Genomic DNA, 14,129 nt, shown 5'->3' on the forward strand with positions numbered 1-14,129 from the left:
TAATTATAACAACAGTTGGACTACCAAACGAACAGCTGGATTCGGTTTAGCACATGAAAAAATTTATAAAATGTTTAAAGAGCGTTATGAAGAAAAAACCATTTAAAAAATAGTGTGGGAACAGTGAAGCTAGCTTCACTGTTCCCACACCAAATAATTATAAACTGGATAAACCAATGTACTGAACCCCAACAATTTACACAGACTTCTTGACGGAACCAAAACAGTAAAAAAGCAAAGCGATATCGCTTTGCTTTTTTACTGTTTTTTCTTAGGTCTACGTACTAATTCGCCGCCGCAGTTTGGGCAAACGTTTTGCCTTTCTTCTGTACATGGTGCACAAAATGTACATTCATACACGCAAATGTATGCTTCGGAATTTGATTCGAGAGATTGATCGCAAATTTGACAGTTTGTTTTCATTTCGAGTGCCATAGTAAGTCTCCTTTTAGTTTGAATATTTATAATTTAATTATAATTCAATGAGCAGAGTTAGTCCTTTTCAATTGAAAGGAAATCAAATGAGAAAGTTATGATTTGAAATGAAAGATGCTATTTTATTTTAAAATTGATTATTTAGTGCAGTTGGAATATTATGAAATAGTCAAAAGACAACAGGGGGTATATATTTTGACTAATCATAACGATCATTTAAAAGCAAACTGCGAAAAATGCTTCGGTCTATGTTGCGTGGCGTTACCGTTCGCAGCATCGGTAGATTTTGCGGTGAATAAAGATGGCGGGAAGCCATGTTCTAACTTACAATCAGATTATAAATGTAGCATACATAAAAATCTTAGAGGAAAAGGTTATAAAGGTTGTACAGTATTTGAGTGTTTCGGTGCTGGACAGAAGATTTCGCAAGTTACATTTAACGGGATTGATTGGCGGAAAGATGCTAAGCATGCGAGAAAAATGTACGATGCTTTTCCAGTTATGCATCAGCTTCATGAAATGCTGTGGTATTTGAATGAGGCTCTTCATTTAAAGGCGACACAATCAATTCATAAAGAACTAAGTAAAGCAATTGAAGAGACAGAGCGATTTTCGAATTTAAATGCGGACGAGTTAATGAAAGTAAATATTCCATTACACCGTGCAGAAGTAAATGTGTTACTTTTAGAAACGAGTGAGCTAGTTTGGAAGGAAATGAATGCCATGCGTAAGAAACGAATGAGTCACCGCGGAGCAGACCTTATGGGGGCAAATTTGAAGAAGAAAGATTTGCAAGGAGCGAATTTAAGAGGTGCTTACTTAATTGCGGCTAACTTAAATGGAGCAAATTTACGTGGAGCAGACCTTATAGGAGCAGATTTGCGAGATGCAGATATTCGCGGGGCAGATTTTACAAATAGTATTTTTCTGACGCAAGTTCAAATTAACGCAGCGAAAGGGGATACACATACGAAGTTGCCGAAAATGTTGTCCCGTCCATCGCATTGGAGTGCGTAAAGAATGTGGAGTGAAATAGTTTGGATATGTTTCAATATTTAGAAGAAATGCAAGAAGATATATTTTCGTTATCAGTAGAGCAAATAGAATTGAAGTATTTTGAAATTTGTAGCATGTTAGCATCTGCAGAATATGCAGAACGAATTAAAGCAAGTGATTTAGTGTCATATAAGGAAAGTATTCGAGTAGGTTTGGATGCAGCTGTAGAAATGGCTACTAATGAAGAAACAAAAGCGATTTATTTTGAGTATGATCTTGATAACGAGTGGAATAGTCAGTTTTATATTTGTGAGGAGTATGTTCCACTTGAAGAAGAGGATGATGATTGGGCTTCTGAATGGACATATGATGTTGAGGGACCGAAGTCTATAGAATTAGCAGATGTGTATGTTGAAAATGGCTTTGATACAAATGAAAAGGCAATTGGTATAACTGTATATTTAATTGCCAGAACGGTATGTAATTTTATAAGTGCATGTAGTGATGTACAACATAGTATACCAATTTGTATTGGTTTTCATGATCAGGACCCAATTATGCGAACAGGCAGAGATCTTTAATCTCTGCCTGTTTTTCATTTCTTTTCAAAAGTAGTAATGAAAACACTACATACAATAAGAATACCACCAATAAAAAAGTTACTATTTAATGTTTCATTTAAGAGCAACCAACCAAGTAATGATCCGACGATAGGTTGGAAGAAGAAAAATAAGGAACCGATGCTAGCGTCCATTAATTCTAATCCTTTATTCCAAAGGAAAAAGGCACCTGCTGTTGAGACGATTCCTAAATAAAGTATGCCTAATAATACATACATGTTCATATGTTCAATAGAGCTTGATTGGAATTCCCATATCATAAAAGGTGTAATGAAAAAGAGTGAAAAGAATATGGCGTACGTTGTAATAACTAAAGATGAAAATCGAGCGGAAGCGATTTTTACGTAAATGGATAGTAAAGCCCACGTAATAGCGGCCCCCACTAATATGATTGTACCGATAAAATAGGAACCAATTTCAATATCCCATCCAATGACGATAATGACACCGATTGTCGCTATGATAGTAGATAGCAGTCTACGAGCGGTTAGCTTTTCTTTTAAAATGATCGCTGCAAATATAACCATAAATGCAGGTGTAGCTGATGTGACTAACGAGCCTGTATGAGCGTCAGATAATTTTGTTCCGATAAATTGACATGTAATCGAAATGAAATATCCGATAAATCCAATCCAAGCGAATAAAAGCCAATCTTTTTTGCGAATGGTTATTTTTTTCTTTTGCTTTTTCTCAGCTGTTTTCAAAATGAAATATAAAACAACGAAAGCAATGATAAAGCGTAGCCAAACGAGTGTCAGTGGTGGGATAAAGTCGAGTACGTATTTACTAACGACGTACATACCGCCCCATATACTAGCTGCTAGTGATAAACATATAGCTCCTAAAATTGTTTGTTTCATGTAAAGTACCTCCGTCTATTTTTAGGGTTTTTTGAGTTCCCTAAGACGAGGCATAGTGTTATGTGTTATATGAATGCCCGCCTTAGCTTATAGACGGCCTACAGGTTGATCGTTTTCGAATGAAGTGTTGTAGTACATGAGTGCATTCCTCCTTCATATTTTATAATGATATTATAACTTAATTTTCAGTTTATGGGGATGATTATTAAACGGAGCTGATCTTTTTAAAGTGGAGTATTTTATAATAAGAAAGGTTGAAAAGAACAGGGGATTTCTTGGATATATTTCGTTAGCAGTCGTTTTGTAAATTCGATAATTTAATTATTTTGTTGAAATTATATTCTATGAGTTTGAGAGAATATGTGGAATTGTGTATAAATTATGAACAATAACCGTCACGTTTGACTGTACAGTTTATGTATTGTATGATGTTAGTAATATAAACAAGGGGGGAAGATCGTTGGGAAGGTGTATCGAATCGGACAGTTGGCTCTCATGGCTCACGTGTCGAAACGCACGATTGATTATTATACGAATCTAGGTATCTTAAAAGCGGAGCGATCTCAATCTAATTATCGCTATTACGATGAAACAGCATTTGAGACATTACAATTTATTGAGAAGTGCAAAGAAATGCATATGCCGCTTTGTGAGATTAAAGAGAAAATCGAGGAGAAGAAGAAGCTGCTCGGTATCAATGAACACGTTTCGAAGCATGTGAATGAAGTGACAGACCATATTCATCGATTAGAAGCAGAATTAACGGAGTTAAAGCCGCTTTTAGATGGATTGACTGATTCACAACGTGAAAAAATATCGAAATCTTTATCTGGTCAAACGACAGCTTTAATACAGACACTTGCTCTATTATTATAGAAAAAAGTGAAATCCGACCTCTTTAATTTTTGTATCGGGCTATGTTTTCTAATGAACAAATAAGAAAACATTATAGTATACAGGAGGTGGACACCTTAGTTTTTTAAACTAGGGGGATTCATTGGAAATATTTAATTTAGTCATGGTTGCGATTTTAATCGCATTTACTGGATTTTTCGTAGCAGCAGAGTTTGCGATTGTAAAGGTACGTTCAAGTCGTATCGATCAGCTTGTTGCGGAAGGAAAACGCGGTGCTTTAGCAGCGAAAAAAGTAACATCAAATTTAGATGAATATTTATCTGCTTGTCAATTAGGTATTACAGTTACAGCTATGGGATTAGGTTGGTTAGGTGAACCGACAATTGAAAAGTTATTACACCCACTATTTGAGAGATGGGACTTAAATCCTTCTATCTCATCAGTATTAACTTTTGGTCTTGCTTTTATGCTCATGACATATTTACACGTTGTAGTAGGGGAATTAGCTCCGAAAACGTTAGCAATTCAAAAGGCTGAAAAAGTAACGTTATTATTGGCAGCACCGTTAATGATGTTCTATAAAATCATGTATCCATTTATTTGGGTATTGAACGGTTCAGCGCGTGTGATAACTGGTTTATTCGGTTTAAAACCAGCTTCAGAACATGAAGTAGCTCATACAGAAGAAGAATTACGTCTTATTCTTTCAGATAGCTATGAAAGTGGCGAAATTAATCAAGCTGAATACAAGTATGTAAATAACATTTTTGAATTTGATAATCGTATTGCGAAAGAAATTATGGTACCGCGAACAGAAATCATTGGTTTCTACCTGGAAGATTCAGTAGAAGAACACATGAAAGTAATCCAAAATGAGCGATACACACGTTATCCGATTTTTGGAGAAGATAAAGATGATATTATCGGTATGGTCAACGTAAAAGATTTCTTTATTCGATATATGACCGAAGATCAAAAAGATTTATCATCGATTCGTTCGTATATGCGTCCGATTATTGAAGTGATGGAAACGACTCCAATTCACGATTTATTACTTCAAATGCAGAAGAAGCGAATTCCGATGGCTGTTTTATATGATGAGTACGGAGGAACAGCAGGGATTGTAACGCTTGAGGACATCTTGGAGGAAATCGTCGGCGAAATTCGTGACGAATATGATGAAGATGAAGCACCACCAATTCAGCATGTGAATGAGCACCATAAAATCGTTGATGGAAAAGTGCTTATTTCAGAAGTGAAAGATTTGTTTGGATTACACATTGAAGAAGACGATGTGGATACAATCGGTGGCTGGATTATGATGCAAAATCATGAAATTGAAGAAGGACAACATGTTGAGGCGGAAGGTTATGAATTTAAAGTGTTAGAAAAAGACGCTTACCAAATTAAACGTGTTGAAATTCGTAAAATGGAACAAGAGCAAGAAGAAGAGAAAGCAGCAACTGTGTAAGTTGCTGCTTTTCTTCTAACGTATAAAAAATGTGAAATTAGGAGCGGATATTTTGATTCAAGCAGCCTTACGTGTATATCGATTACAATTGTATGCGATCTTTAGTGGTTTACTACTTATGTGGACGATTACTCCGTTTGGAAAACAAGTAACAGGGTTTGGTATTGGATTAGCTGTAAGTGCGTATTGTCTTTGGTTACTAGCTCGCAGAGTGGAGAAACTCGGAAAAAGTATCGTAATGAAAGAAAAGGCTCCGGGATTAGGAGTTTTAAACCGATTCGCTGCAGCGATTTTAGGAGCAATCATCATGTATGAAATTGAGCATGAAATGGAAATGTGGGCATTTGGTACAGGCATTTTAGGTGGTCACTTTTTAATGATTGCAAATTTAGCTTATGCGAATATGCAGTTAGTGAAAGAGGAAGAGAAGCAAAGGGAACATGCTTCGAAAAACATAGAGCTATGATGAAAGGGGCCTAATGGGGTTCCTTTTTTGTGTTTAAGCGAGCTAATGAAAGGAATCAAATTTACGACAAATATAATACGCTTCTTTTTTACGTTTTTCAATAGTATGAAAAATAATGTAAAAAAATTTAAAAACCCATCGATTTCTAAAGGTTATGTATGTTATTATGACAAAAGACTTTTTGAAAGAGGTGGATATCAATGTTACAAGCGTTACTTATTTTTGTGCTTCAAATTATTTACGTTCCAACTTTAACAATCCGTACGATTTTGCTTGTAAAGAATCAAACAAGATCCGCTGCTGGTGTTGGATTGTTAGAAGGAGCTATTTACATTGTCAGTTTAGGTATTGTGTTTCAAGATTTATCAAATTGGATGAACATCGTTGCCTATGTCATTGGCTTTAGTGCGGGACTATTATTAGGCGGTTATATAGAGAATAAATTAGCAATTGGTTATATTACGTATCAAGTTAGTTTACTAGACCGTTGTAATGAATTAGTAGATGAATTACGTCACTCTGGATTTGGCGTTACAGTATTTGAAGGTGAGGGTATTAATTCTATACGTTATCGTTTAGATATCGTTGCAAAGCGTTCTAGAGAAAAAGAACTGCTAGAAATTATTAATGAAATTGCACCGAAAGCGTTTATGTCTTCATATGAAATCCGTTCATTTAAAGGTGGATATTTAACGAAGGCGATGAAGAAGAGAGCGTTAATGAAGAAGAAAGATGAACATGCATCGTAAAGAAAAGGGAGTAGTGCAGCTTTAAAAGCACGGCATAATCCCCATATAAAAAAGAGAGGGATCTATATTGAAAAAGATTCCTCTCTTTTTTATAGAAATTACAATTTTTATATTTTAAAATAAAGATATAGGATAGATGAATTCATTCACTTCGGAGGTAGTTATTTGAACATTAACGAAAAGGCGATTGAAATGTTTGAACAAAATGAATATGAGAAAGCGATGGAACTGTTTCACCGAGCAGTACATGAATCTAGAGGTGTACAATCTCTCAATAATCTTGCTTGGATGTATTTTTATGAGGAGGAGAATGATGATAAAGCTCTTGAATTAATAAAAGAAGTTGTTAAGTTAGATCCTTCCTCATACTTCCCTTATAACATCTTAGGGGAAATTTACATGAAACAAAAAAAGTGGGCAGAAGCGAAAGAAGCATTACAAAAATCTCTTTCGATTCAACGATCCAATGAAGCATATTACAATGTAGCTGTAGCTCATTATAACCTTGGAGAGTTGGAAGAAGCTTCGGAATTTTTCTTGCGAGTTGCAGGGGATTCGGACTATATCATGTATAACTATGTAAAATGTTTAATTGATTTAGGACGAACGACAGAAGCGAAAGAGAAGTTAGATGCTTTTAACAGGAAAGCTGATGATTTTGTAGGGGAAATTAATGTAGCAGATTTATATGTTGAATTGAATTGTTATAACGAAGCAATTGAGTGTTTTGAAAAGGGATACAAAGAAGATTGGAAAAGCCCCAATTGGATTGTTAGATTTGTTTATGCTTTATATAAAGCTAATAATTTCTCCCGTATAAATGAAGTGATACGGGAATCTATTGAAGCGAAGACAGCAGAAATAGAAGATGTTCAGAATGAAGAAGTAGAAGAAAACTGGACAGAAAACGATAAGAAAGAGTTAATTGAGGAATATACAGAAGAGAATAATTGTTATAAAACAATGATAGAACGTATCAAATCTGGATATGTTCCAGGGTTGGAATTTGAAACGGATTATATAGGGGGGTGTTATTTATTTGGTTGTAAAAGACATAATCATCTTGAATATGAAAAATAAAAAAATTCGACTGTCAAATATGATGGTCGAATCTTTTTATTATAGGTCGCTTTTTGATTTCGAATAATGATTGTGGGGAAGTAGGAAGAGCGTGCGAGACAATCGCGAAAGTGAAAATTACCGAGCGAAGAGAAAAGGGAGATCGGGTTATAATGTGTAATTTATATTAGGGGAATAAAATGGAATGGGGGAATGTGGGAATGTGGAGTATGAAAGATACACAAATGTTAGCGTTAAATAAAAAGTGTTGGGATACAGTAGCACCATATTTCTTTCAGGTAGATTGTTTACCGAAATACGGACCGTATACAGCGTCTGAAGATGAGATTCATTTGTTCGATTCAATTAGAAATAAAAAGGTTCTTGATCTTGGGTGCGGAAGTGGGCATTCGTTGCAATATATGGCAGAACATGGGGCAGAAGAAGTATGGGGTCTTGATCTTTCAAGTGAACAAATTAAAACAGCGAATGAAACGTTAAAGTGTTGGAATCCAAAGTTAATATGCGGAGCAATGGAAGAAGAAGGAGATATTCCGAAAGGGCATTTTGATATTGTATACTCCATTTATGCATTAGGTTGGACTTCGAATTTACGAAAAACGTTGGAACTGATTTATTCATATGTAAAGCCAGGAGGCAGTTTTATTTTTAGCTGGGAGCATCCAGTATATTCAAATTTACAGTATGGTACAGAAGAAATTGCTTTAAAGTCTTCTTACCATGAGGAAACGCCTATTACGTTTGAAACATTTAAAGGGGAGAATGTACAAGCGACATTATATAAGAGAAAAATAAGTACATACATAAATGAGTTAAATAGAGCGGGATTTACAATTGAGAGAATTGAAGAACCTGAACCATCTAGCTTATTTGATGAAGAACGAGCTGAACCGTCTACGAAATATTATTCTTTATATAAAGCTAGAGTGGTACCAACTACTTTTATTATTAAGGCGAGAAAGTAAAGTGTTTTTATAAAAAGAAGCCTAACATTTCAAATAGATGAAATGTTAGGCTTCTTTATTTTTAAAAAAATGAGGTCAAAGGTGTACTTTTCTTATCAAAATGCATTTCATATAAAAGGTGTAATTATTTTTGGGAAGGGGGATTGTTGTGCGTCATCATAGAAAGTGCAAAAAATTTGGAGTGGCACTGCCTCTTCCGCTTATAGGAGCAACTGGCCCCACTGGTAATGGTGGCCCAACCGGTCCAACTGGAGGGCATGAAGGTCCAGTCGGGCCTCCGGGAATTACTGGGCCTACAGGAGCGACTGGTCCACAAGGTCCTCAAGGTATCGGGGGGATACGAGGGCCACGAGGGACAACAGGAGCTCAAGGGATACAAGGTGTGGTTGGTGATACTGGAGAGCAAGGAATTACAGGTCCAGTTGGTTTACAAGGTCCTCAAGGATTAATTGGAGAGCAAGGTCCTGTTGGTGATATTGGATTACAAGGACTGGAAGGAATACAAGGAATTACAGGCCCTGCTGGTAGTCAAGGAATACAAGGAGCCCAAGGAATACAAGGAGAAATAGGTGAGAGAGGACAAACGGGCGCGCAAGGAATGCAGGGAGAAATAGGTGTAACCGGGATAACAGGTGTAACAGGTTCTCAAGGTTCTCAAGGAGCGCAAGGAATACAAGGGGAGGACGGAACTACAGGTATACAAGGAGAAGAAGGTCCACAAGGAATACAAGGAATTACTGGAGAGCAAGGACATCAAGGTGATCAAGGGATACAAGGTGTAGTAGGCCCCACTGGTTCTACTGGAATACAAGGCCCTCAAGGTATAAGCGGAATAAAGGGAGTAACCGGTGTAACAGGCCCTCAAGGTCCACAAGGTGTTCAAGGAATACAAGGAGTAAGTGGATCTACAGGTTTTCAAGGAGCAAAAGGAGTACGAGGGATAACAGGAGCAACCGGTTCTACCGGTACACAAGGACCAGAAGGACCTCCGGGTGCTCCGACGGGAACAACCGGTCCAATTGGTCCATCTAGTGGAGTGACTGGTCCGTCTGGCCCACCTGGCCTACCTGGAGGACCAACAGGTCCAACAGGTGGAACTGGTGCGCGGGGTGTAACAGGCGGAACTGGTGCAATCGGAGTGCAAGGGTTACAAGGTATAACTGGTCCCACTGGCCCTCAAGGTGTAAGGGGAGCACAAGGTTCTCAAGGTGTAATTGGTGTAGCTGGCGTACAAGGTGCACAAGGTTCTCAAGGTAACCAAGGAATAACAGGAGCAACAGGTGCAGAAGGTCCCCAAGGAACTCAAGGTCCACAGGGGGAAATTGGTCCCACAGGTGCAGAAGGTCCTAAAGGTGTGCAAGGAATACAAGGGATAACAGGTCCAACAGGAGCACAGGGAATACAAGGGTTACAAGGAATAATCGGTCCCACAGGCACAACAGGAGCAGCCGGAGTCCAAGGGCCACAAGGAATCACCGGTCCAACAGGAGTAGCTAGAGCGCAAGGTATACAAGGCCCTCAAGGGATACGAGGGGAAACAGGAGCAGCTGGAGCACAAGGTATACAAGGTTCACAAGGAATACAAGGGGAAGTTGGATTAACTGGTGCCCAAGGTGCTCAAGGTCTTCAAGGAGTCCAAGGAATAACAGGTCAGGCAGGAGCCATCGGTTTGCAAGGACCTCAAGGGATACAAGGTATAGTAGGCCCAACAGGAGCACAAGGTTCTCAAGGTATGCAAGGAATACAAGGAATAACCGGTCCGACAGGTGCAGAAGGAATTAGAGGTCCTCAAGGGGATTTAGGAGAAAACGGGATAACAGGTCCACAAGGAGTGCAAGGGGCGCAAGGTATTGAGGGACCCGAGGGACCACAAGGAAATGTTGGGATTACGGGTGTAACTGGAGAAACAGGAGTGACAGGAGAAACAGGGACGACCGGGGCACAAGGTATACAAGGCGTTCAAGGGGTTATAGGTATACAAGGAAGTACAGGAATGACAGGACCTACCGGTGCAACGGGAGTAACCGGAATACAAGGTGTGCAAGGTATTCAAGGTATACAAGGCCTAACTGGAGCAAGTGGAATGACAGGGGGAAGCGGTAGTCAAGGGCCAGCCGGAGCGCAAGGTAGTATAGGGCCCATTGGAGCTGCGGGACCTACCGGAGCCACTGGTAGTATAGGGTCTATAGGTTTCTTAGGAATAGTAGGTGCAACAGGGGCGACTGGTTTACCTAGTGGTGGCGGTTATTTCTTTTCTACTGCAACGAGTACAATTGCAGCGAATGCACTAATACCAATCAATTCCGGGTCTACAATTTTTGGTTCTGGTGTCAGTTTAACAAATGCAACAACTGTAACGTTAAGTACGCCGGGAATATATTTAGTGAGCTATTATTTTCAAGGCGATCCAACTGCTGGAAATGAAACGATTTCAGTGAGGCTCACGTTAAATGGTACGCAAGTTGCAGGGAGTTTTATTTTTTATGTCACGGCAGGGTTTGTATTAGAACCAGCAGTTTTGAATACGATGGTCATTAATGTTACTTCTTCAAATGCTACTTTATCTTTGCAAAATGGCCCATTAGCTATTGGGCATGTAACGACATTATCTGGTGTGATAACTGCTAGTTTAAATGTATTAAAAATAGTTTGATACGTTAGTTATAACGGGGGAGATGCTTGTGAGGGATCAAGATAAGTGTAGTAAGTTTCAAGCACCTATTCCTTTTCCGGCGCCAGGTATTACGGGGCCGACTGGTCCAACGGGTCCGACAGGTTCTTTAGGTGGACCGACTGGCCCGCAAGGAATACAAGGCGTACAAGGACCAATTGGTCCAACCGGTCCAACCGGAATTCAAGGAGTGCAAGGGGTGCAAGGAGAGATTGGTCCAACCGGTCCAACGGGTTTAACAGGACTAAGGGGGGCTCAAGGTAACCAAGGGCCGATGGGAGAACAAGGCCCACAGGGTATACAAGGTGTTCAAGGTATTCAAGGTGAACGGGGGCCGACTGGCCCAACTGGAATTCAAGGGATACAAGGAATACCTGGGCCAATGGGAGAAATCGGTCCAACCGGAATACAAGGTATACAAGGTATGCAAGGTGAAATGGGGCAGACCGGCCCAACCGGAATACAAGGTATACAAGGAGTGCAAGGTGAAATTGGTCCGACTGGTCCAACAGGGAATACCGGTATACAAGGTGTTCAAGGGAATTTAGGAAGTAGTGGATTACAAGGTGTAACAGGAATACAAGGTATACAAGGTCCGATTGGTCCAACCGGTCCAACAGGTTCTCAAGGGATACAAGGGGAACAAGGGCCAATGGGACCAACAGGGGCAACTGGTGTTCAAGGTTTACAAGGTCCACAAGGTGAGATGGGGCTAACTGGTCCAACAGGTTCTCAAGGAATGCAAGGGGTGCAAGGTGTAATAGGCCCAACCGGAGCAACTGGCTTGCAAGGGGATCCAGGTCCAACAGGATCGACAGGTCAGACGGGAGTAACAGGCCCTACTGGATCTGCAACCGGTCCAACCGGAGCAACGGGCCCAACCGGTCCACCAGGAGGCCCAACCGGTCCAACTGGTCCAGCAGGATCACCGGGAGGTCCAACCGGCCCGACTGGAGCAACAGGGGCAACGGGGGCGACCGGAGCAACAGGAACGACTGGAATACAAGGAGTGCAAGGAATACAGGGACCGACAGGAGCGACTGGTTTAACGGGTTTGCAAGGCGTACAGGGTTCAATGGGTTCAACAGGTCCAACGGGTGATCAAGGAATACAAGGTCCACAAGGTGTAATGGGAGCAACAGGTCCAACAGGATTACAAGGTTTACAAGGAGTGGAAGGACCGATAGGAGTGACTGGCCCAACCGGTCCACAAGGAGTGCAAGGGGCACAGGGGTTAATAGGTCCAACCGGTCCACAAGGAATACAAGGTATTCAAGGTGAACAAGGAATAAGAGGAGCAACAGGTCCAACGGGTTTACAGGGTCTTCAAGGAATACAAGGTCCAATAGGGCAAGCAGGTCCTCAAGGAGTGCAAGGAGTACAAGGACCAAGTGGCATTACGGGTCCAACTGGTCCTCAAGGAATTCAAGGAATACAGGGGGCGCAAGGAGAGATAGGTCCAACGGGAGCGACTGGAATACAAGGGGTGCAAGGTCCACAAGGCCTGACCGGTCCGACGGGAGCAACCGGTCCACAGGGTATTCAAGGAATACAAGGAATACAAGGTCCAACCGGTCCACAGGGTATTCAAGGAATACAAGGAATACAAGGTCCAATAGGTCCAACCGGCCCAACTGGACCACAAGGGATTCAAGGAATAACTGGCTCGACTGGTCCAACCGGCCCAACGGGAGCAACCGGAGTGACGGGAGCCACAGGTCCACAAGGGATACAAGGAATCCAAGGCCCACAAGGAGCCACAGGTCCAACAGGAGCAACTGGCCTGACAGGAGCCACAGGTCCACAAGGGATACAAGGAATCCAAGGTCTACAAGGAGTAACCGGTCCAACAGGAGCAACCGGAGCGACGGGAGCCACAGGTCCACAAGGGATACAAGGACCCCAAGGGCCCCAAGGTGTAACTGGAGTGACAGGAGCGACTGGCCCAACTGGAGTGACAGGAGCAACCGGTCCGACGGGATTACAAGGAATAAGGGGAGCAACCGGTCCAACGGGAGCAACCGGAGTAACTGGTTCAACAGGAGCGACAGGTCAGACGGGAACAACCGGCCCAACGGGATCATCTGCAATATCAATAGGTGGTGGGTACTTCTTTTCAACAGCAACAAGTACAATTGCAGCGAACGCTAACATTCCAATTAATAGTGGATCTACAGTATATGGAACGGGTGTATCGTTAACTAGCACCACAACGGTTACAGTATCCACCCCAGGAATATATTTAGTAAGCTACTATTTCCAAGGGGACGCGAATGGTGGGAATGAGACAGTATCTGTCAGATTACTATTAAATGGAGCCCAACTAACAGGGAGTTTTATACAAAACGTAACGACATCAACTGTAGTAATCGAACCTGCCATTTCAAATACACTCCTTGTGAATGTAACGAGTGCCAATTCAACGTTAATATTACAAAATGGTCCGTTAGGTGTAGGGCATGTAACCACTATAGCAGGTGCGATCACGGCAAGTTTAAATGTAGTGAGAATTTTATAAGAAATATAAAAAACACAAGGAATGTCTGTATAGACACACCTTGTGTTTTTTTCATTATCTTTTCGGCTGGAAAATATGTTGAAAGAAGTATTTGTGATGTAAATTATCGACAACTTTATTTGCTTGATATGTGCGGTGTTGTTCGAGTCGAAGTCTTTGCTCCATCATTTTTATTGCGTGATCAGATAAACGTAACATTATACATGTCTCCTTTTCTATAAATATAGGTGACTACTTGGTATCGATCCCACATTTATCATTAAGGAGGCAAAATGTGTAACATAGGCAAAAAGCACCTTCCTCTCCCATTACGCTTACGAGGTTAGCTGTCGGACTCGGGAAGTGAGAGTTTCCCTACTTAAATAAGATTCGCCCCAAGTAGCATAGCTACAAAAATGGTTCCCCCGCTCCAAATTTTGGATTCAGCAAAAGGTATTATAAAG

Annotated in this window: 13 protein-coding genes and 1 riboswitch; of the genes, 10 read left to right on the plus strand and 3 right to left on the minus strand. The window is 40.7% G+C overall.

Annotation, left to right across the window (positions count from 1 at the left end; translation table 11 throughout):
* Positions 1-258 precede the first annotated feature (258 nt).
* Positions 259-435: a DUF1272 domain-containing protein gene (locus tag ACTFOB_RS21520; protein ID WP_002146550.1), complete on the minus strand. Its 177-nt coding sequence runs from the start codon at positions 433-435 to the stop codon at positions 259-261.
* Between the two features lie 195 nt (positions 436-630).
* Here ACTFOB_RS21520 and ACTFOB_RS21525 point away from each other — a divergent pair, with 195 nt between their 5' ends.
* A complete protein-coding gene (locus tag ACTFOB_RS21525) occupies positions 631-1,452 on the plus strand; it encodes a pentapeptide repeat-containing protein (protein ID WP_440029030.1) in 822 nt (273 codons plus the stop codon).
* 20 nt (positions 1,453-1,472) lie between these two features.
* Positions 1,473-2,012, plus strand: a complete 540-nt coding sequence (locus ACTFOB_RS21530) for a hypothetical protein (protein WP_440029029.1) — start codon at positions 1,473-1,475, stop codon at positions 2,010-2,012.
* A gap of 14 nt (positions 2,013-2,026) precedes the next feature.
* Here ACTFOB_RS21530 and ACTFOB_RS21535 read toward each other — a convergent pair whose 3' ends face one another.
* On the minus strand, positions 2,027-2,911 hold the full coding sequence (locus ACTFOB_RS21535) for a DMT family transporter (RefSeq protein ID WP_440029027.1): 885 nt from the start codon (positions 2,909-2,911) through the stop codon (positions 2,027-2,029).
* A gap of 468 nt (positions 2,912-3,379) precedes the next feature.
* Here ACTFOB_RS21535 and ACTFOB_RS21540 point away from each other — a divergent pair, with 468 nt between their 5' ends.
* The 8 genes from ACTFOB_RS21540 (at position 3,380) to ACTFOB_RS21575 (ending at position 13,686) form a co-directional block, all read left to right on the plus strand.
* Positions 3,380-3,787, plus strand: a complete 408-nt coding sequence (locus ACTFOB_RS21540; RefSeq protein ID WP_087958918.1) for a MerR family transcriptional regulator — start codon at positions 3,380-3,382, stop codon at positions 3,785-3,787.
* Positions 3,788-3,908: 121 nt separating this feature from the next.
* Positions 3,909-5,237, plus strand: a complete 1,329-nt coding sequence (locus ACTFOB_RS21545) for a hemolysin family protein (protein WP_440029025.1) — start codon at positions 3,909-3,911, stop codon at positions 5,235-5,237.
* A gap of 52 nt (positions 5,238-5,289) precedes the next feature.
* Positions 5,290-5,703: an ATP synthase subunit I gene (locus ACTFOB_RS21550; protein ID WP_046957915.1), complete on the plus strand. Its 414-nt coding sequence runs from the start codon at positions 5,290-5,292 to the stop codon at positions 5,701-5,703.
* Positions 5,704-5,903: 200 nt separating this feature from the next.
* A complete protein-coding gene (locus ACTFOB_RS21555) occupies positions 5,904-6,452 on the plus strand; it encodes a DUF2179 domain-containing protein (RefSeq protein WP_000938446.1) in 549 nt (182 codons plus the stop codon).
* Between the two features lie 165 nt (positions 6,453-6,617).
* Positions 6,618-7,532 carry a tetratricopeptide repeat protein gene (locus ACTFOB_RS21560; protein WP_440029023.1) on the plus strand — a complete coding sequence of 305 codons (915 nt, stop codon included), beginning with the start codon at positions 6,618-6,620 and terminating at the stop codon, positions 7,530-7,532.
* Positions 7,533-7,741: 209 nt separating this feature from the next.
* Positions 7,742-8,497 (plus strand): class I SAM-dependent methyltransferase, encoded by a 756-nt coding sequence (locus ACTFOB_RS21565; RefSeq protein ID WP_440029031.1) that lies wholly within the window; start codon positions 7,742-7,744, stop codon positions 8,495-8,497.
* A gap of 148 nt (positions 8,498-8,645) precedes the next feature.
* Positions 8,646-11,150 carry a collagen-like protein gene (locus ACTFOB_RS21570; RefSeq protein WP_440029021.1) on the plus strand — a complete coding sequence of 835 codons (2,505 nt, stop codon included), beginning with the start codon at positions 8,646-8,648 and terminating at the stop codon, positions 11,148-11,150.
* Positions 11,151-11,172: 22 nt separating this feature from the next.
* Positions 11,173-13,686: a BC_3345 family exosporium-associated protein gene (locus tag ACTFOB_RS21575; protein WP_440029019.1), complete on the plus strand. Its 2,514-nt coding sequence runs from the start codon at positions 11,173-11,175 to the stop codon at positions 13,684-13,686.
* A 54-nt stretch (positions 13,687-13,740) separates the two neighbouring features.
* Here the strand turns inward: ACTFOB_RS21575 and ACTFOB_RS21580 are convergent, their stop codons facing one another.
* The gene (locus tag ACTFOB_RS21580; RefSeq protein ID WP_000945246.1) at positions 13,741-13,884 is read right to left on the minus strand and encodes a hypothetical protein; all 144 of its coding nucleotides are present in this window, start codon (positions 13,882-13,884) and stop codon (positions 13,741-13,743) included.
* A gap of 97 nt (positions 13,885-13,981) precedes the next feature.
* A riboswitch (cyclic di-AMP (ydaO/yuaA leader) is annotated at positions 13,982-14,124 on the minus strand.
* Positions 14,125-14,129: the final 5 nt, after the last annotated feature.

The organism is Bacillus cereus group sp. MYBK79-1, assembly GCF_051915365.1.
Classification (GTDB): Bacteria; Bacillota; Bacilli; order Bacillales; family Bacillaceae_G; genus Bacillus_A.